This window comes from Maritimimonas sp. 2304DJ26-3 (assembly GCF_056591635.1).
On sequence record NZ_JBWQOK010000004.1, the window covers coordinates 382549 to 400816 of the forward strand.

At 32.6% G+C, this 18268-nt stretch carries 23 protein-coding genes; 13 read left to right on the forward strand and 10 right to left on the reverse strand.

What is annotated here, in order from left to right:
* Window positions 1-6: 6 nt before the first annotated feature.
* From secY to AC1EUV_RS13565, 12 genes are all read left to right on the forward strand, one after another.
* Window positions 7-1344 (forward strand): preprotein translocase subunit SecY, encoded by a 1338-nt coding sequence (gene secY, locus AC1EUV_RS13510; RefSeq protein ID WP_480199250.1) that lies wholly within the window; start codon window positions 7-9, stop codon window positions 1342-1344.
* 2 nt (window positions 1345-1346) lie between these two features.
* Complete coding sequence (infA, locus tag AC1EUV_RS13515; RefSeq protein ID WP_480194015.1) at window positions 1347-1562, forward strand: translation initiation factor IF-1; 216 nt, start codon at window positions 1347-1349, stop codon at window positions 1560-1562.
* Between the two features lie 4 nt (window positions 1563-1566).
* Window positions 1567-1683 (forward strand): type B 50S ribosomal protein L36, encoded by a 117-nt coding sequence (gene ykgO, locus AC1EUV_RS13520; RefSeq protein WP_073370549.1) that lies wholly within the window; start codon window positions 1567-1569, stop codon window positions 1681-1683.
* Window positions 1684-1685: 2 nt separating this feature from the next.
* Window positions 1686-2060, forward strand: coding sequence for a 30S ribosomal protein S13 (rpsM, locus tag AC1EUV_RS13525; RefSeq protein WP_480199251.1), 375 nt, complete (start codon window positions 1686-1688; stop codon window positions 2058-2060).
* A 105-nt stretch (window positions 2061-2165) separates the two neighbouring features.
* Complete coding sequence (gene rpsK / locus AC1EUV_RS13530) at window positions 2166-2549, forward strand: 30S ribosomal protein S11 (RefSeq protein WP_480199252.1); 384 nt, start codon at window positions 2166-2168, stop codon at window positions 2547-2549.
* Window positions 2550-2633: 84 nt separating this feature from the next.
* Entirely contained in the window at window positions 2634-3239 is a 606-nt protein-coding gene (rpsD, locus tag AC1EUV_RS13535) for a 30S ribosomal protein S4 (protein ID WP_480199253.1), read from the forward strand.
* Window positions 3240-3337: 98 nt separating this feature from the next.
* Window positions 3338-4330 carry a DNA-directed RNA polymerase subunit alpha gene (locus tag AC1EUV_RS13540; protein WP_480199254.1) on the forward strand — a complete coding sequence of 331 codons (993 nt, stop codon included), beginning with the start codon at window positions 3338-3340 and terminating at the stop codon, window positions 4328-4330.
* 18 nt (window positions 4331-4348) lie between these two features.
* Complete coding sequence (rplQ, locus tag AC1EUV_RS13545; protein WP_480199255.1) at window positions 4349-4822, forward strand: 50S ribosomal protein L17; 474 nt, start codon at window positions 4349-4351, stop codon at window positions 4820-4822.
* Between the two features lie 85 nt (window positions 4823-4907).
* Window positions 4908-6026 carry a glutamine-hydrolyzing carbamoyl-phosphate synthase small subunit gene (gene carA, locus AC1EUV_RS13550; protein ID WP_480199256.1) on the forward strand — a complete coding sequence of 373 codons (1119 nt, stop codon included), beginning with the start codon at window positions 4908-4910 and terminating at the stop codon, window positions 6024-6026.
* Window positions 6027-6115: 89 nt separating this feature from the next.
* A complete protein-coding gene (gene eno, locus AC1EUV_RS13555) occupies window positions 6116-7405 on the forward strand; it encodes a phosphopyruvate hydratase (protein WP_480199257.1) in 1290 nt (429 codons plus the stop codon).
* Window positions 7406-7534: 129 nt separating this feature from the next.
* Window positions 7535-8821: a citrate synthase gene (locus tag AC1EUV_RS13560; protein ID WP_480199258.1), complete on the forward strand. Its 1287-nt coding sequence runs from the start codon at window positions 7535-7537 to the stop codon at window positions 8819-8821.
* A 61-nt stretch (window positions 8822-8882) separates the two neighbouring features.
* Window positions 8883-9839: an arginase gene (locus AC1EUV_RS13565; protein WP_480199259.1), complete on the forward strand. Its 957-nt coding sequence runs from the start codon at window positions 8883-8885 to the stop codon at window positions 9837-9839.
* Between the two features lie 9 nt (window positions 9840-9848).
* Here the strand turns inward: AC1EUV_RS13565 and AC1EUV_RS13570 are convergent, their stop codons facing one another.
* Window positions 9849-10523, reverse strand: a complete 675-nt coding sequence (locus AC1EUV_RS13570) for a hypothetical protein (RefSeq protein ID WP_480199260.1) — start codon at window positions 10521-10523, stop codon at window positions 9849-9851.
* 339 nt (window positions 10524-10862) lie between these two features.
* Here AC1EUV_RS13570 and ctlX point away from each other — a divergent pair, with 339 nt between their 5' ends.
* Window positions 10863-11798 carry a citrulline utilization hydrolase CtlX gene (gene ctlX / locus AC1EUV_RS13575; RefSeq protein WP_480199261.1) on the forward strand — a complete coding sequence of 312 codons (936 nt, stop codon included), beginning with the start codon at window positions 10863-10865 and terminating at the stop codon, window positions 11796-11798.
* A 53-nt stretch (window positions 11799-11851) separates the two neighbouring features.
* On the opposite strand, the gene AC1EUV_RS13580 is transcribed toward ctlX, so the two are convergent.
* From AC1EUV_RS13580 to rlmD, 9 genes are read right to left on the reverse strand one after another with little or no spacing between them, the layout of a single operon-like run.
* Window positions 11852-12010 carry a hypothetical protein gene (locus AC1EUV_RS13580; protein WP_480199262.1) on the reverse strand — a complete coding sequence of 53 codons (159 nt, stop codon included), beginning with the start codon at window positions 12008-12010 and terminating at the stop codon, window positions 11852-11854.
* A gap of 23 nt (window positions 12011-12033) precedes the next feature.
* The gene (locus AC1EUV_RS13585; protein ID WP_480199263.1) at window positions 12034-12900 is read right to left on the reverse strand and encodes a substrate-binding domain-containing protein; all 867 of its coding nucleotides are present in this window, start codon (window positions 12898-12900) and stop codon (window positions 12034-12036) included.
* A gap of 2 nt (window positions 12901-12902) precedes the next feature.
* On the reverse strand, window positions 12903-13775 hold the full coding sequence (locus AC1EUV_RS13590) for a nucleoside phosphorylase (protein WP_480199264.1): 873 nt from the start codon (window positions 13773-13775) through the stop codon (window positions 12903-12905).
* 1 nt (window position 13776) lies between these two features.
* Entirely contained in the window at window positions 13777-14301 is a 525-nt protein-coding gene (locus AC1EUV_RS13595) for a hypothetical protein (RefSeq protein WP_480199265.1), read from the reverse strand.
* 1 nt (window position 14302) lies between these two features.
* Window positions 14303-14629, reverse strand: coding sequence for a translation initiation factor (locus tag AC1EUV_RS13600; RefSeq protein ID WP_480199266.1), 327 nt, complete (start codon window positions 14627-14629; stop codon window positions 14303-14305).
* On the reverse strand, window positions 14629-15579 hold the full coding sequence (locus AC1EUV_RS13605) for an isopenicillin N synthase family dioxygenase (protein ID WP_480199267.1): 951 nt from the start codon (window positions 15577-15579) through the stop codon (window positions 14629-14631). Before AC1EUV_RS13605 ends, AC1EUV_RS13600 begins: the two co-directional genes overlap by 1 nt.
* A gap of 42 nt (window positions 15580-15621) precedes the next feature.
* Window positions 15622-16305 (reverse strand): DUF6048 family protein, encoded by a 684-nt coding sequence (locus AC1EUV_RS13610; protein WP_480199268.1) that lies wholly within the window; start codon window positions 16303-16305, stop codon window positions 15622-15624.
* Complete coding sequence (locus AC1EUV_RS13615) at window positions 16286-16756, reverse strand: DUF6452 family protein (RefSeq protein ID WP_480199269.1); 471 nt, start codon at window positions 16754-16756, stop codon at window positions 16286-16288. Before AC1EUV_RS13615 ends, AC1EUV_RS13610 begins: the two co-directional genes overlap by 20 nt.
* A gap of 9 nt (window positions 16757-16765) precedes the next feature.
* Window positions 16766-18175: a 23S rRNA (uracil(1939)-C(5))-methyltransferase RlmD gene (rlmD, locus tag AC1EUV_RS13620; RefSeq protein ID WP_480199270.1), complete on the reverse strand. Its 1410-nt coding sequence runs from the start codon at window positions 18173-18175 to the stop codon at window positions 16766-16768.
* Window positions 18176-18268: the final 93 nt, after the last annotated feature.

Consider the following 18268-nt stretch of genomic DNA (forward strand, 5'->3'; position numbering starts at 1 on the left):
TAGTAAATGAAAAATTTTTTTAGTGCCATACAGGATATCTGGAAGATTGAAGAGCTTAGAAATAAGATCATCTTTACCTTAGGATTAATGGTTGTGTATCGTTTAGCTGCACAAGTACCATTACCAGGTATTGATCCTACTCAACTTGCAGATCTTCAGAAAAATGTTCAAGACAATAACATTTTAGCTATGTTAGCTATGTTTACAGGAGGAGCATTTTCACAGGCCTCTATAATGGCATTGGGCATCATGCCTTATATCTCAGCTTCTATTGTAGTTCAATTAATGGGAATAGCAGTTCCTTATTTACAAAAACTACAAAAAGAAGGAGCTAGTGGTCAAAAGAAGATTACACAAATAACACGTTGGCTTACAGTAGGTATTTTATTAATACAAGCACCTACTTATATAATTAGTTTGCCATCATTAGGTATTCCGCCAAGTGCATTTTTACTAGGTAACGGACCAATGTTTTGGTTCTCATCGATACTTTTATTAACAACTGGCTCAATTTTTGCCATGTGGTTAGGTGAAAAAATTACGGACAAAGGAATTGGTAATGGTATTTCATTATTAATTATGATCGGAATTATTGCTTCTTTTCCTTCTACTTTTATGCAAGAACTTACTTCTCGTGTAACTCAAGGTAATGGAGGTATTCTAATGGTGTTCATAGAAGTGGTTGTTTGGTTAGTGGTTATTTTAGCATGTGTATTATTAGTAACAGCAGTTCGTAGAATCGCTGTTCAATATGCAAGAAGAACAGTTGCTGGTAATGTACAAAATGTTGCTGGGGCTAGACAATACATTCCTTTAAAGGTAAACTCATCTGGTGTAATGCCAATTATCTTCGCACAAGCATTAATGTTTGTACCTAGTTTATTAGCAAATACTGAAAATGAAACCTTGAAAGCAATTGGTACAGAATTCACAGACATGTTTGGCTTATGGTATAATGTATTATTTGCGGTATTGATAATAATTTTTAGTTATTTCTATACGGCTATTACAATACCTACCAACAAAATGGCTGATGATTTAAAACGTAGTGGAGGCTTTTTACCGGGTATTCGCCCAGGTAAAGAAACAGCCGACTATTTAGATACAATTTTATCACGTATAACATTACCCGGTTCTATATTCTTAGCATTGTTAGCTATTTTACCAGCTATTATTGTTAAAGCAGGTGTACAACCAGGTTGGGCTATGTTTTATGGCGGAACGTCACTGTTGATTATGGTTGGAGTTGCAATCGATACCATTCAGCAAATAAATTCATATTTATTAAATCGTCACTACGATGGTTTAATGAAAACCGGAACAAAAAGAAAATCAGTAGCGTAATTATGGCAAAGCAACAAGCGATAGAACAAGACGGAACAATTAGTGAAGCATTATCTAATGCTATGTTTCGTGTAGAACTAGAAAATGGTCATATAGTTACAGCACATATCTCTGGTAAAATGCGTATGCACTATATTAAATTATTACCAGGCGATAAAGTAAAATTAGAAATGAGCCCATACGATTTAACAAAGGCTCGCATAACTTATAGATACTAAAACGATGAAAGTTAGAGCATCAGTAAAAAAGAGAAGTGCCGAGTGCAAAATTGTACGTAGAAAAGGCAGATTATATGTAATCAACAAAAAGAATCCTAGATTTAAACAAAGACAAGGATAATTATGGCAAGAATAGCAGGAATTGACATACCAAAACAAAAGAGAGGAGTTATATCATTAACTTACATTTACGGAATTGGTAGAAGCAGAGCAAAAGAGATTTTAGAATCTGCTAAAGTTGATGAGAGTACAAAAGTTCAAGATTGGTCTGATGATGAGATCGGAAGAATCCGTGAGCAAGTAGGTTCTTATACTATAGAAGGTGAACTTCGTTCAGAGACTCAATTAAACATTAAACGTTTAATGGATATCGGTTGTTATAGAGGAATCCGTCATAGAGTAGGCCTACCTTTAAGAGGTCAGCGTACAAAGAACAACTCAAGAACTAGAAAAGGTAAAAGAAAAACCGTTGCTAACAAGAAAAAAGCAACTAAATAATTAAGACATTAGTCATTAGTGTTTAGACGTTAGATGAATCTGTTTGAAATAGCAATGTTTAGGATTCTAACAACTAAAAACTAACAACTAGAAACTAGAAAACATATGGCAAAGTCAAGTTCAAAGAAACGTAAAGTAATTGTTGATGCAATTGGTGAAGCACATATTACAGCTTCATTTAATAACATCATTATTTCTTTAACAAATAAAAAAGGAGACGTAATTTCTTGGTCATCTGCAGGTAAACAAGGTTTTAGAGGTTCTAAAAAGAACACACCTTATGCTGCTCAAATGGCTGCCGAAGACTGTGCTACTGTAGCGCACGAAGCAGGTTTACGTAAAGTAAAAGTTTATGTAAAAGGACCAGGTAATGGTAGAGAATCTGCGATCAGAACTATCCACAATGCTGGTATAGAAGTAACAGAAATTATTGATGTTACGCCAATGCCACATAACGGATGTCGTCCTCCAAAAAGAAGAAGAGTATAATTAATTAATTTTTAAAGAAAGGAATTTTAGATTATCGAAGGATTAAGCCTTAATTCATAATCCCTTTCAATTAAACAAATAGAAATGGCAAGATATACAGGACCAAAAACTAAGATTGCTCGTAAATTTGGCGAGGCAATTTTCGGAGATGATAAGTCTTTTGAAAAAAGAAATTATCCTCCAGGACAACATGGTAATAACAGACGTAGAGGTAAAAAGTCTGAATATGCTGTCCAATTAATGGAAAAACAAAAAGCTAAATATACGTACGGTATTTTAGAGCGTCAATTTAGAAACTTATTTGACAAAGCTTCTCGTAGTAAAGGTATTACAGGTGAGATCTTATTACAATTATGTGAATCTCGTTTAGACAATGTTGCATTTAGAATGGGTATTTCTCCTTCTAGAAGAGGTGCGCGTCAGTTAGTATCTCATAGACATATTACTGTAAACGGTGAGATCGTAAATATACCTTCTTACCAATTAAAAGCTGGTGATGTAGTTGGTGTTAGAGAAAAATCTAAATCATTAACTGCTGTAGAAAGTTCTTTAGCTAATAATAGTAATGTTTATGAATGGTTGAATTGGAATGGTGATAAAATGGAAGGAACATTTGTAGCTGTACCAGAAAGAATTCAGATACCAGAAAACATTAATGAGCAGTTCATCGTAGAATTGTACTCAAAATAATAAGTTAATCATATTGGTATTTAGCCAAAGGGTTTATTGGTACTTCTTCATACTTATAAACCGCGCAACTAAGTAGCAATTAAAACGAAGAAACAATTATGGCAATATTAAATTTTCAAAAACCAGATAAGGTAATAATGATTGAATCTACTGATTTCGAGGGTAGATTTGAGTTCAGACCTTTAGAACCAGGTTATGGTTTAACAGTAGGTAATGCATTACGTAGAGTATTATTATCTTCTTTAGAAGGTTATGCAATTACATCTTTAAGAATTGAAGGCGTAGAGCACGAATTCTCTACAATTAAAGGTATTGTTGAAGATGTTACCGAGATTATCTTAAACTTAAAACAAGTTCGTTTTAAGCAACAAATAGAAGAAACAGAAAACGAAACTGTAGCTATTTCTATCAACGGTCAAGAGCAATTAACTGCTGGTGATTTTCAAAATTTTATTTCAGGTTTCCAAGTATTAAATCCAGAATTAGTGATTTGCAATATGGAGAAATCTGTAAAATTAGATTTGGAAATTACAATAGAAAAGGGTAGAGGTTTTGTTTTATCTGAAGATAATAAAAAATCAAATGCTCCTTTAGGAACAATTTTTACTGATGCTATTTACACTCCGATAAAGAATGTAAAATATGCAGTAGAGAATTACCGTGTAGAACAAAAAACAGATTACGAAAAATTAGTTTTCGATATCATTACTGATGGTTCTATCAACCCTAAAGATGCTTTAACTGAAGCTGCAAAAATTTTAATCCACCACTTTATGTTATTCTCAGATGAGCGTATAACATTAGAAGCTGATGAGATTGCACAAACAGAGTCTTATGATGAAGAATCATTGCACATGAGACAGTTGCTAAAAACTAGATTGATCGATATGGATCTTTCTGTTAGAGCATTAAACTGTTTAAAAGCTGCTGAAGTAGATACGTTAGGTGACTTAGTTTCATTTAACAAGAATGACTTAATGAAGTTCAGAAACTTTGGTAAAAAATCATTAACTGAGTTAGATGAGTTAGTGGCAAACAAAGGATTAACTTTTGGAATGGATTTAGGTAAGTATAAATTAGATAAAGAATAGATCCTAAGATAAAGAACGATGAGACACGGAAAGAAATTTAATCATTTAGGAAGAAAGACCGCGCATAGAAAAGCAATGTTGGCTAATATGGCATGTTCTTTAATTGAGCATAAGCGTATTAACACAACTGTGGCTAAAGCAAAAGCTGTGCGTCAGTTTGTAGAGCCTTTGATCACAAAATCTAAAGAAGATACTACTCACAATAGAAGAATCGTTTTTAGTTATTTAAGACAAAAAGATGCTGTTACTGAATTATTCAGAGAAGTAGCTACTAAAGTTGCAGATAGACCAGGAGGATATATACGTATTATCAAATTAGGTAATAGACTAGGTGATAATGCTGATATGGCAATGGTAGAACTAGTAGATTATAATGAAATCTATAACCCTAAAGGGAAAAAGAAAAAATCTACTCGTAGAAGAAGAGGTGGTAAGAAGGAAGCAGTTGCTACTCCACCTGTTGAAACTAAAGCATCTCAAGAAGAAGAATAAATGTTAATAAACATTAAATATAAAGGATAAACTTAATTTTAGTTTATCCTTTTTTTTATGTTATTTTTGTCAAACTTTTTTAATAATGCACTACCAATCAAGAAAAAAAGCAATTATTTTATTAGCGGATGGAGCCATCTTTGAAGGTAAATCCATCGGAATTGAAGGAACTACTACTGGAGAAATCTGTTTTAATACCGGTATGACCGGATATCAAGAAATTTTTACCGATCCATCATATTTTGGCCAGATCATGATAGCTACTAATGCACATATTGGTAACTATGGTGTTAATGATGAGGAAGTGGAGTCGGATGGGATTAAAATTTCTGGATTAATCGTTCGTAATTTTAGCTTTACGCATTCAAGACCAGATTCTAGTGGTTCATTAAAAGAATGGCTACAAGAGCATAATTTGATAGCGGTTTCAGACGTAGATACACGAGCTTTGGTGAGTTACATTCGAGAAAATGGAGCTATGAATGCCATTATCTCCACAGAAACTGAAGATATAGAAACTTTAAAGACTCAATTGGATAAGGTACCAAACATGAATGGACTTGAATTAGCATCTAAAGTGTCTACCAAAGAACCTTATTTTGTTGGCGATGAGAAAGCTTCAATAAAAATTGCTGCATTAGACCTAGGTATAAAAAAGAATATCCTGAGAAATCTTGCTAAACGAGGTACTTATATTAAAGTTTATCCATATGATTCTAGTTTTGTAGAAATGGAATCTTGGAATCCTGATGGTTATTTTTTATCAAATGGGCCTGGTGACCCAGAGCCATTAGAAAGTGCACAGCAAGTTGCAAAAGAAATTATTGATAGAGATTTACCGTTATTTGGTATTTGTCTAGGGCATCAAGTAATTGCTTTATCACAAGGTATATCTACTTATAAAATGCATAATGGTCATAGAGGTATTAATCATCCGGTAAAAAATTTAATTACTGGTAAAGGTGAAATTACTTCTCAAAATCATGGATTTGCTATCAACAGAGAAGAAACTGAGGCAAATTCTAATGTAGAAATTACGCATGTACATCTAAATGATAATACGGTTGCGGGCATTCGAATTAAAGATAAAAATTGTTTTTCGGTGCAATACCATCCAGAAGCAAGTCCTGGTCCTCATGATGCTGAATATCTATTTGATCAGTTTGTTGAAAATATTAAAAAAGCTAAGCTAGCGACTACTTAATTTATCGAAAACGATATAGCAAAAAAGATGTTCGGTACATTCATTTTTAATACTATATATTTAAATTTACAGAATAAATTAAAATTAAAATGAGCATTATAATAGATATTCACGCCAGACAAATTTTTGATTCTAGAGGTAACCCTACGGTTGAGGTAGATGTTGTTACCGAAAATGGTGTTTCTGGGAGAGCTGCTGTACCTTCAGGAGCATCAACTGGTGAGCATGAAGCGGTTGAGCTAAGAGATGGCGGAAAGAATTATATGGGCAAAGGAGTACTAAAAGCAGTAGATAATGTGAACTCTATTATTGCTCAAGAATTATTGGGTACTTCTGTTTTTGAACAAAACGCTATTGATCAACTAATGATCGACTTAGATGGAACTTCTAATAAATCAAAACTTGGTGCTAATGCTATCTTAGGTGTTTCATTAGCATGTGCAAAAGCTGCTGCCAATGAATTAGGCATGCCTTTATACCGTTATGTAGGTGGTGTCTCGGCAAATACTCTACCCGTACCTATGATGAATATAATAAATGGAGGTTCACATTCAGATGCACCAATTGCCTTTCAAGAATTTATGGTGATGCCAGTAAAAGCATCTAATTTTTCGCAGGCAATGCAAATGGGATCTGAAATTTTTCACCATCTTAAGAAAGTATTGCATGATAGAAATCTGTCAACTGCTGTAGGAGATGAAGGTGGATTTGCTCCAACATTAGATGGTACAGAAGATGCTTTAGATACTATAGCTAAAGCGGTTGCAAATGCCGGTTATAAATTAGGTGACGAAGTTATGATTGCTTTGGATTGCGCTGCTGCGGAATTTTATGTTGACGGAAAATATGATTACACCAAGTTTGAAGGCGCTAAAGGAAAAATACGTACTAGTGAAGAACAAGCCCAATACTTAGCTGATCTTTCAAAAAAATATCCTATCATATCGATAGAAGATGGTATGGATGAAAATGATTGGGACGGATGGAAATCTTTAACAGAAAAAGTAGGTAATAAAGTTCAATTGGTTGGCGATGACCTTTTTGTTACCAATGTAGAGCGATTATCAAAAGGTATAGAAAATAACATAGCAAATTCAATCTTGATTAAAGTGAATCAGATTGGTACATTAACCGAAACTATTGCAGCTGTAAACATGGCACACAATGCTGGATATACGTCGGTGATGAGTCATCGTTCTGGAGAAACCGAAGACAATACCATTGCTGATTTGGCTGTAGCTTTAAATACTGGTCAGATTAAAACCGGTTCCGCTTCACGCTCAGATCGAATGGCAAAATACAATCAACTACTTCGTATAGAAGAAGAATTGGCTGATGTAGCATATTATCCTCAAGAAAATGCATTTAAAGTAAAATAATATTGTAAACTTTTCTATTAAGAGCGACTATTATATTTGTAATAATCGCTCTTTTTTTATGCGAAAAAATTGAGTGAAAATTTGTAAATTCGCATACTTTCAATTTTATAAAATCTAATCTTAATTAATATGTCAGATAAAGCGACTCTAGAAATCAACGGCTCTAAATATGAATTTCCGGTAATAAAAGGAACAGAAAATGAATTGGCCATTGACGTGAAAACGCTTCGAGGAGGAACTGGTGGAGTGATTACTATAGATCCAGGTTTTAAGAACACAGGTTCTTGTGAAAGTGGTATTACATTTTTAGATGGCGAAAAAGGAATTTTACGTTATAGAGGGTATGCTATTGAAGAATTGGCTGAAAAAGCAGATTTTTTAGAAGTTGCTTATGCTTTGATTTTTGGCGAATTACCAACTAAGGAGGAGCTAGAAAAGTTTCATTCAGATATTAAATCAAAATCTGTATTAGATGAAGATTTAAAAAAGATTTTAGAAAGTTTTCCTAAATCTGCTCACCCAATGGGAGTTCTTTCTTCACTAACTAGTGCCTTAACAGCTTTTAATCCTTCTTCTGTAGATGTATCATCACCAGAAGCCATGTACAATGCAATTGTTAAAATATTAGGTAAAATGCCAATTATGGTGGCTTGGACAATGCGTCGTCGAATGGGATTACCTTTAAAATATGGAGATAGTTCACTTGGTTATGTTGAAAATTTATTAAAAATGATGTTTCAACAGCCAAATGAAGAGTACGTTCAGAATCCTATTTTAGTCAATGCTCTTGATCAGTTATTAATATTACATGCAGATCATGAACAAAATTGTTCTACATCTACGGTAAGAATTGTTGGTTCATCTCATGCTGGATTATTTGCTTCTATCTCTGGTGGTATTTCTGCACTTTGGGGGCCATTACATGGTGGCGCAAATCAAGCGGTATTAGAAATGTTAGAAGCTATTAAAGAAGATGGAGGCGATACTAAAAAGTATATGGCAAAAGCCAAAGACAAAGAAGATCCTTTCCGATTGATGGGCTTTGGTCATAGAGTTTATAAGAATTTTGATCCAAGAGCTCGAATTATCAAGAAGGCAGCAGATGAGGTGTTAGGAGACCTAGGTATAGAAGATCCAATTTTAGATATTGCTAAAGGTTTAGAAAAAGAAGCCTTAGAAGATCAATATTTTGTTGATCGCAAGTTATATCCTAATGTAGATTTCTACTCAGGTATTATCTATAGAGCAATGGGTATACCGGTAGAGATGTTTACTGTTATGTTTGCTTTAGGTCGTTTACCAGGTTGGATTGCTCAATGGCGTGAAATGCGTTTACGCAAAGAACCAATTGGTCGCCCTAGACAAGTTTATATAGGCGAAAATTACAGGCCATTTGTAAAGCTAAATAAAAGATAATTAATAAACTTATTTTATAAACCTCATAGTTGTACTGTGAGGTTTTTTTAATGTATATAAAATGAAATCAATAAAGATTATAAAGAATAGATCAGATATTGGTGCTGGTACTCGCGGTGCAGATATGGGTATAGATGCTATAGAAATTGCTGCTATTAATGCGGGTAATAATTACTTTACTCAGTTTGATTTTGAAGATGTAGAAACCGAGAATGAATCTATTTACGATATGGTAAGAAACTCATTCGCTAAACGAATTGAGCATGTATACTATCAATGCACACGCGTTTCTAACGCTGTACAAGAGACGTTAAATAATGATGAATTTCCGTTGGTAATTTCTGGTGACCATTCTTCAGCTTTAGGTACGATAAGTGGTGTAAAATCAGCTTTGTCGGATAAGCGTGTTGGTGTAGTTTGGATTGACGCTCATGCCGATTTACATTCACCATATACATCGCCTTCTGGTAACGTGCATGGTATGCCATTGGCGGCCGCTATAGCTGATGATAATGTTGAATCTTCAATTAATGAGGTGACAGATCAAACTAAGAAATATTGGGATGCCATGAAAACTATTGGTATTTCTGATGTAAAAATAAAACCTGAAGACATTATCTTTTTTGGTGTGCGTGATACCGAAGAACCTGAAGAGCATTTAATGGAAAAACATAGCATTAAAAACTACATGGTTGATGAAGTTCGCTTTCGTGGATTAGAAACCTGTGTAAACGAAGCTATAGAAAAACTTTCTGATTGCGACGTGATCTATGTATCTTTTGATGTTGATTCTATGGACTGTGATTTAATCTCTTATGGTACAGGAACACCAGTGCCTAAAGGTTTTGATCAACATGAAGTAATAGAAATTATTAACAGATTATTGCAAACTAAAAAAGTGACTTGTTTAGAATTGGTAGAAGTAAACCCACTATTAGATTTTAAAGGAAATAAAATGGCTGAAACGGCTTTTGAAGTGTTAGATGAGGTTACTAAAACCTTAAATGAGAATTTGTAACTCTAAAATTTAATAATATTCGATTTTTCTTTCGGTAATAGATTTTGGAACGGCCTTGGATTTAGGACTTTTTTGTTTGTATTCAAGACGCTTTATCCAATTACCTTGATTGTCCAATTCATACTTATAAATAGACTTATAATTTAAACTCCCATCAGAATTATAAGTGTATTTTTCTATATCATTCCGTCTATCATCAGGTATGTAGGTTGATTTAAACCTTAAAATTCCATCTGAAGTGTAATTAGAAACCCCTATAGTGTTTCCTTTACTATCATATTTGAAAGTTAATTTAAGTCTTAAAACCCCATCGGAACCAATCATTACCGATTCTATATAATTCCCTTTTTTATCATATTTTCTAAGTTGTTTTTTATTTAAACTTCCATCAGAATTATAAATGGATTCTTCTATATTATTACCTTTATCATCATATTTAGAGATGGTTTTATATCTAATACTTCCATCAGAGTTGTAAGTATAACTTCCAGTTCGGTTCCCTTTATCATCATATTCAAAAACAGATTTAAACTCTAAACTACCATCTGATTTATATCGATTCAACTCAACAAAATTACCGTCTTTATTAAAGACAGTATAGTCATTATGCCAGTAAGAGTTCCATATTTTTCCTTTTGATACTTTCCCAAACTTTTCTACAACATCATATTTTACCTTCTTCATATTTTTAACTTTTCCATAAAGATTACCTCTATTCAGATCATTATTTAATTTTTTTTTTAATGAATTGCATCCAATTAAAAACATAAAGAATAACATTAATAGAAGAAAGGAGTAGACGGGAGTTATTTTCATCATTATTTTTTTAAGCTAATAAATGTAAATATTTTTATTTCAATTCTTTAAGGCAATAGCCAATATGGTTTTTCATTACCAATATCTTTCAAAACTAATCTCAAAGATTGAATATGTCTTCTAAGCTAAGTTCACTTTTTTAATTGAGAAAATCAATTTCTTTTTACGAATACGCTAAATTTGTTTTCAACAATTTGTCAATTACTAATGCAACAAATTACTAATACTATTTTATTGGTTCAGCCACAGAATGTGAGATCCAATGAGCAAACGGCCACCAATAACTATTATCAAAAAGCTATTAATGGTATATTGCCCGCTACATTACAAGAAAAGGCTACACAAGAATTCAATGCTTTTGTAGAAAAGCTTAAAAATGTTGGACTAAATGTTTTGGTGTTTAAGCCAAAGGATGGCTTAGAGACACCAGATGCTCATTTTCCAAATAATTGGATATCCTTTCATCAAAATGGTGATGTTGCTTTGTATCCAATGTTTGCAGAAAATAGAAGAAAAGAACGCAGAGAAGAAGTATTAGATTTTATAGAGAAGCAAGGCTTTAGTATAGAAAATATCATAGATTATACTTCTGCCGAAGAAGAAGGTTATTTTTTAGAAAGTACAGGAGTTTTATTATTAGATAGACAAAACAGTATAGCATATTGCGCAATATCTACTCGCGCAGACGAAGAGCTATTTATAGAATTCTGTGAAGACTTTGAATATACACCAGTACCATTTATTGCGAATCAAACAGTGGATAATCGGCGTAAAGCCATTTATCATACCAATGTAATGATGTGTTTAGCTGAAACTTTTGCCGTGATCTGTTTAGAAAGTATAGATGATAAAAAAGAGCGTAAAAATGTTATTAAACATTTAAAAGAATCAGGAAAAGAAATCATTACAATTACTGAAGAGCAAGTAGCACAGTTTGCAGGAAATATGTTACAAGTTAAAGACTCAGATGATAAACGATATTTGATTATGAGTGAATCGGCTCACAAGTCTCTTACTAGAGCTCAATTGCAAAAAATTGAAAAGCATTGCGAAATAATATATTCGCCATTAGACACTATAGAAGCTTGTGGTGGTGGTAGTGCTCGATGTATGATGGCAGAGGTATTCTTACCTAGAAAATAAAAAACCGCACTATCGTTGATAGAACGGTTTCTCGGTTGGTAGTTAATAGTTAATTATTCGGTTACAATAGTTTCAGTTACTGTAACTTGGGTTAGGGTAGGGTTAGTAATGTCTTTTTCTATAGAAGTACAACTATGTGCTGTTGCTCCACAAGATATAAATAATAGGGCCATAGCAATTACAAAAATTACAAATGATAAATTTCGTTTCATGACTCTTTTGTTTGGTTTAACGATTAGAACACCTTTTTAATCAATTGTTTATGGTGTGCTTGTTGGTCAATAACGTTGAACTTTACCAATTTATTTTGAATGTCTTTAATTAATTTTTTTGAGATGGTTTTCTTTCTGCTCCATTTTGTAATCGAAAGCCACTCTCTAATATCTTCTATTTTTTGATTGTAACGCTCTGCAAAAAGTAAATCTAATCCATCAACATCTAAGGCATTCTTAAATTCTTTTAGTTGTTTATTGATTACTTTAATAATAGTTTGAATTACTTCTTTGTCTTTTTCTAAAACTTCATTTCTTACTGCTATTACAAAACAGGGCCACGGAGTAGTAATACTTTCTATTCTTCTAAAAATACCTTGGTCAACATAAGGCTTGGTGGTAAAGTGTTCCCACATAAAATAATCTGCAGATCCATTTGTTAAGGCAGCAATGCCACCATCTAAATTCTTTACAATTTCATAATCTAGTTTATCAATATCGAAACCTTGATTATAAGCATTTACCAATGCCATTAATTGCGACCCTGACCCATAGCGACTAATAGCAATTCTTGTACCTTCTAAGTCATTAATGGTTTTAAAATTTGATTTAGCGGCAACATGAATTCCCCATAACAACGGAGATTCTACATATACTTTTACAATTTTACTAGGATTACCGTTTATAATATCTTTTACAATGCCTTCGGTGAGAATAATAGCCATGTCTATAGAGCCTTCACGTAAAGCGCTACACATAGCGCCAGTACCACCATGAAAGTCTTGCCATTCTACCTTTATTTTTTTTTTCTCAAATTTTTTACCTTCTATTGCTAAATGCCACGGTAAATTGAAGTGCTCGGGTACACCGCCAATCTTTATCTGTTTCATTTTTAAGCGGCTAATTTATCTAAAGTATAGCGAATTAATTTTTCTACGGTTGCTGAAGGATTCTCGCTAAAAGTCCCTAAAGCTCTATTTGCAATAATAGCATTTGTAGATAACGCATTATGTCCTAATAATTTTGAAAGACCATATATACCAGCAGTTTCCATTTCTAAATTGGTAATGTTGATATTATTAAAATTAAAATCACTCATTTTTTCGTTTAAGTTGGTATCCTTAACGGGAAGTCTAAGTACTCTACTTTGTGGTCCGTAAAAACCATTCATTGTAGCGGTACAACCAATTACCGTTTCAGAACTTTTTAACTTGCTTAATAGAGACGAATTACATTTAACCATATAAGGGATACCACGTCGATGATTCCAACCAATTTGTTCAATAAAGGCAGTTTCTAAATCTTTTTCTAAGATATGATCGCAGTCATAAGCCTGTAACATGCAATCTAAACCCATACCATATTCTGAAATTAAAAGACTGTCTACAGGTATATCTTTTTGAATACTCCCAGAAGTACCTATACGAACAATATCTAAAGCTGTTAATGTTTCTTTTACAGTACGAGTCTTAAAATCTACATTTACCAAAGCATCCAATTCGTTCAAAACAATGTCGATATTATCAGTGCCAATACCAGTAGAGATTACACTAATTCTTTTGCCTTTATAAACCCCGGTTTCAGTTTTAAATTCTCTACAACTTACAGTGTGTTCTATTTTATTAAAATGTTTTGTTACTTTAGAAACGCGATCTGGGTCACCAACTGTAATAACGGTATTTGCTAATTGTTCTGGTCTTAGATTTAAATGATATATACTTCCGTCTGGATTTAAAATCAATTCAGATTCTGCTATTCTCCTCATATTAAATGTTATATGCTACTTTAATTTGTTCTATAATATTCTGTTCAGTAGCACTTTTAAAAACAGGTTTTTGATTTTGCTTGCAAAGAATAATACCATAAAGGTCTTTTGAAGTATCTAAATATAAAGTTTCAATTGATTGACCAATTGCTATAAACGGTTTTTCGCAAATAGATAGTTTTACTTTTTTATTTCCTTTAAAAGTGTCAATAATTTCTAGGGTGAGCTCTTCAAACTCTCCATCGAGATTTAATAAATTTTCAGACTGAGTTTCCTCTACTAACTTGCCAAAGTTAAATTCTGTTGGTCGAAATATAATGACCTCATTGCCTTTAGAAGTGTATATACTATCGATGCTAGGAATCGTAATTTCATCCTTTGTAAAGAAAAATTTCTTTTCCTTTTTTTCTTCACTCTTAGTTGAAGGTTTTTCTATTTTATTAGGATCCATAGGTTCATTTTTTTTCTGCCCAGGTTTACATCCAACAATAAAAATGATAATAATTAAGATTAAGAAATTCTTCATATTAACCACCTACGCGTTTTACTTTGAAGCCTTTTTGCTTTAGAATTTTCATAATTTGATCGCGATAATCACCTTGAATAATTATTTTATCATCTTTAAAACTACCGCCAACACTTAATTTAGTTTTTAATTCTTTAGCAAGTTTTTTAAAATCATTGTTGGCTCCAGTATAGCCTTCTAAAATAGTTATTGGCTTACCTTTACGCTTTTCGTATTTGCAAATTATTGGATCATCTTGTAACCAGACATCGCTTTTTTCCTCTTTAATTTCTTCAGTTTCAGGAATGTGATCTGGGAACAGATTTTTTAACTGATCTTGTAAGTCCATTACTTTTTAATAAGACCTAACTCAACTAAACGTTCATTTAAGAAATCGCCAGCAGTAATATCTTCGTATAGTTTTGGGTTTTCATCATCAATACAATTCTCTAAGCAATCTAGCGGCATTTCACTAATAGGATGCATAAAAAACGGAATTGAATAACGCGAAGTACCCCACATTTCTCTAGGCGGATTTACAACTCTATGAATGGTAGACTTTAAACGATTGTTGGAATGACGAGATAACATATCACCAACATTTATTACCAATTCATCTGGTTCTGCTATAGCATCTAGCCATTCACCTTTATGATTTTGAACTTGCAAACCTTTACCATGAGACCCCATTAATAAGGTAATCAAGTTAATATCACCATGAGCAGCAGCTCTAACGGCATTTTTAGGTTCAGATTTGATAGGAGGGTAATGTATTGGTCTTAAAATACTGTTACCATTTTTAATATAATTATCGAAATAATTTTCATCTAAATCTAAAAATAAAGCCAAAGCACGCAGTACATAAACACCTGTTTTTTCAAGCATTTGATATGTTTCTTTACCTACAGCATTAAATTGAGGTAATTCAGTAACTGTAACATTATCTGGATATTCTGCCTCTAATTTTGGATTGTTCTCTACATACTGACCAAAATGCCAGAACTCTTTTAGATCACCTTCTTTTTTGCCTTTAGCACTTTCTTTACCAAACGAAACATATCCTCTTTGACCTCCAATTCCTTCTATTTCATAAGAACGTTTTGTTTCAACTGGTAAACCGAAGAATTTTTTTATTTCGGCATACAAATTATCTACTAATTCATCACTTAAAAAATGTCCTTTTAAAGCTACAAATCCAATATCTTCGTAAGCCTTACCAATCTCATTTACAAATTTTTGCTTTCTATTTGGATCACCAGAAATAAAATCTGATAAATCTACACTAGGTATATTTTTCATGTTTCATTAAAATTTAAGGAAAGATAAATTTACGAAAAAATCTTATTTCGACTTCTTATATAGTGGAATTAAATACGAAATGGTATAATTAAATCCAAAACCAGAATCATTTAAAAATACTCGATTGAATCCTGGAACAAATAGATTTTTAAAATTAGCAGGTTCTTTGGTAGATATCATTTTCTTTCCGCTAAAGCTAAAACCTAAGAATAAATTATTAAAAATTTCTGCCTTTACACCAACTACTATTTCTCCCCAATGAGCATTTAGACCATCAAATTCTTGAGGAGCTGTTACCGGTTGATCGTCTAATAAAGGGTTGCTGCTTAAAATTGTGCCGCTATTTAAAGTTTGTGAGAATGTACTAAATCCATATCGAAAACCTATGTAGACAATATTTTCCATATCGAGCCAATTTTCATAAGCATTATAATCTACGCCTAATTTTATATATTGACCATCAGTTATAAAATTGATAAAATCTAAATCTGTAGTGTTTTTTATAGTGCCCAACTCACCCGCAACATACCATTTTCTACTAATTCTATAATCTGCTACGAGTTCTAAACCTTTTCTATCGTCGTTAATTATTGTAGCAGTTGGGTTGTATAGATCGATACCGATTCTAAGGCCATATTTGTTTTGAATAGTGTCTTTAGCTGTGTCATCTTGAGCATTTAGAACAAAACAACTTAACAATAAAATGCTAATGAAATATTTTAACATGTGCTGCTGTTTCATTGTTAATGGTATCATTTACTATTTCAAAATTTTCAATCCAATTAGACGTTGGGTCTGTAATGCTAAGGTCATTAAATATCATTTTAAATCCACATGATCTACCTACAAATACTTCTTCTCGGATATAATTTAAAGTAAAAGAATCTTCAATAGCGGTATCTTCATCATTGCTATCTATTATGAATTTAAAATTTACCATATCGCTATTAATATCAAGAGGAATTGCTATTGAATCAGTCCCAGAAACTAATGTGTCCTTATCTAAATCTACATACTCAATCAATAATTGATTAACATTTTTAGATTCCGTTTGATTAGTATTGTCATAAAACCTTATAATGAAATTTGGAGTAGTTTCATCAATACATATATCATCACGTTCACACCCAGTAATCGCTGTTATTAATATGATAATTATTAAAAAGTATTTTTTCATTGCTACAAATTAACGCAATTCTAATAAAACAACATTTTCTACATGGTGTGTTTGTGGAAACATATCTACAGCTTGCGTTTTTACAACTATATATTTTGTATCTAAAATAGCCAAGTCTCTGGCTTGAGTTGCTGAATTACAACTAACATATACAATTTTAGGAGCTTGTAGATTTAATAATTGTTCAACTACTTTTTTATGCATTCCATCTCGAGGTGGATCTGTAATTACAATATCTGGTTTACCATGTTTGGTAATAAAAGCTTCATCAAATACTTTAGCCATATCACCCACATAAAATTCAGTATTGTCAATTCCGTTTCTATCTGCATTTTCTTTGGCTGCTGAAATAGCATCTGGCACAGCCTCAACACCAATTACTTTCTTTGCTTTCTTTGCAACAAATTGTGCTATTGTTCCGGTACCAGTGTATAGGTCATACACGGTTTCATTCCCTGTAAGAGAAGCAAAATCTCTAGTTACCTTATACAATTCATAGGCTTGATTAGAATTGGTTTGGTAAAAAGATTTGGCATTGATCTTAAACTGCAAACCTTCCATTTCTTCAAAAATATGATCTCTACCACTATAGCAAATTACTTCTTGATCATAAATGGTATCATTACCTTTTGAGTTAATAACGTATAATAGTGATGTAATTTCAGGAAATTCAGTTTTTAAATAGTCTAAAAGTAGCTCACGTTTGACCTTCTCTTTTTTAAAGAATTGTAGTAGGACCATCAATTCGCCAGTTGTTGAAGTACGAATCATTAAGGTTCTTAAAAGCCCAGTTTGATTTCTGGTATTAAAGAATTCTAGATTGTTCTTTAAAGCAAATTCTTTAATAGCTAAACGGATAGTATTGCTCGGATCTGCTTGTAGATGACACTTTTTTATATCTAGAATTTTATCCCACATACCAGGAATATGAAAGCCCAACGCATTTTTATCGCCAAGGTCTTTTTCAGATTGAATTTCTTCTAATGTCAACCAACGGCTGTCGCTAAAAGAAAATTCCATTTTATTACGATAAAAATATTGCTCTTTTGAACCTAGAATAGGTGAAATTTCAGGTAATTCTATATGCCCTATCCTTGTAAGGTTATTGGTAATTTCTTTTTGTTTGTAATGCAGCTGATGTTCATATTTCATATGTTGCCATTTGCATCCACCGCATGTCCCAAAATGCGCGCATTTAGGCTCTGTACGTTTATCGGATAAGGTATGAAATGATACCGCTTTACCTTCGTAATAAGCTTTTCGTTTCTTAAAGGTCTGTATGTCTACCACATCACCAGGTACGGCGTTGGGTAAAAAAATCACTTTTCCATCTGGTGCTTTGGCAACTGCTTTTCCTTTAGCACCAGCATCAATGACTTCTATATTTTCAAAAAGTTGTTTTCGTTTCTTTCTAGACATGCGGCAAAAATAGCAATCATAGTAAATATAAGTATGATTTATTTGGGTTATATTTAAATCACTACTAAAAATTTTAAATGAATTTGAACCTAA

Coding starts and splice junctions, on each gene's coding strand:
- AC1EUV_RS13560 (WP_480199258.1), top strand. CDS start 7,535: ATGTCAGATAAAGCGACTCTAGAAATCAACGGCTCTAAATATGAATTT.
- AC1EUV_RS13615 (WP_480199269.1), bottom strand. CDS start 16,756: ATGAAAAAATACTTTTTAATAATTATCATATTAATAACAGCGATTACT.
- eno (WP_480199257.1), top strand. CDS start 6,116: ATGAGCATTATAATAGATATTCACGCCAGACAAATTTTTGATTCTAGA.
- infA (WP_480194015.1), top strand. CDS start 1,347: ATGGCAAAGCAACAAGCGATAGAACAAGACGGAACAATTAGTGAAGCA.
- rlmD (WP_480199270.1), bottom strand. CDS start 18,175: ATGTCTAGAAAGAAACGAAAACAACTTTTTGAAAATATAGAAGTCATT.
- rpsM (WP_480199251.1), top strand. CDS start 1,686: ATGGCAAGAATAGCAGGAATTGACATACCAAAACAAAAGAGAGGAGTT.
- AC1EUV_RS13540 (WP_480199254.1), top strand. CDS start 3,338: ATGGCAATATTAAATTTTCAAAAACCAGATAAGGTAATAATGATTGAA.
- rpsD (WP_480199253.1), top strand. CDS start 2,634: ATGGCAAGATATACAGGACCAAAAACTAAGATTGCTCGTAAATTTGGC.
- secY (WP_480199250.1), top strand. CDS start 7: ATGAAAAATTTTTTTAGTGCCATACAGGATATCTGGAAGATTGAAGAG.
- AC1EUV_RS13590 (WP_480199264.1), bottom strand. CDS start 13,775: ATGAGGAGAATAGCAGAATCTGAATTGATTTTAAATCCAGACGGAAGT.
- AC1EUV_RS13610 (WP_480199268.1), bottom strand. CDS start 16,305: ATGTTAAAATATTTCATTAGCATTTTATTGTTAAGTTGTTTTGTTCTA.
- AC1EUV_RS13600 (WP_480199266.1), bottom strand. CDS start 14,629: ATGGACTTACAAGATCAGTTAAAAAATCTGTTCCCAGATCACATTCCT.
- carA (WP_480199256.1), top strand. CDS start 4,908: ATGCACTACCAATCAAGAAAAAAAGCAATTATTTTATTAGCGGATGGA.
- AC1EUV_RS13570 (WP_480199260.1), bottom strand. CDS start 10,523: ATGAAGAAGGTAAAATATGATGTTGTAGAAAAGTTTGGGAAAGTATCA.
- rplQ (WP_480199255.1), top strand. CDS start 4,349: ATGAGACACGGAAAGAAATTTAATCATTTAGGAAGAAAGACCGCGCAT.
- AC1EUV_RS13565 (WP_480199259.1), top strand. CDS start 8,883: ATGAAATCAATAAAGATTATAAAGAATAGATCAGATATTGGTGCTGGT.
- ctlX (WP_480199261.1), top strand. CDS start 10,863: ATGCAACAAATTACTAATACTATTTTATTGGTTCAGCCACAGAATGTG.
- AC1EUV_RS13605 (WP_480199267.1), bottom strand. CDS start 15,579: ATGAAAAATATACCTAGTGTAGATTTATCAGATTTTATTTCTGGTGAT.
- AC1EUV_RS13580 (WP_480199262.1), bottom strand. CDS start 12,010: ATGAAACGAAATTTATCATTTGTAATTTTTGTAATTGCTATGGCCCTA.
- AC1EUV_RS13585 (WP_480199263.1), bottom strand. CDS start 12,900: ATGAAACAGATAAAGATTGGCGGTGTACCCGAGCACTTCAATTTACCG.
- AC1EUV_RS13595 (WP_480199265.1), bottom strand. CDS start 14,301: ATGAAGAATTTCTTAATCTTAATTATTATCATTTTTATTGTTGGATGT.
- rpsK (WP_480199252.1), top strand. CDS start 2,166: ATGGCAAAGTCAAGTTCAAAGAAACGTAAAGTAATTGTTGATGCAATT.
- ykgO (WP_073370549.1), top strand. CDS start 1,567: ATGAAAGTTAGAGCATCAGTAAAAAAGAGAAGTGCCGAGTGCAAAATT.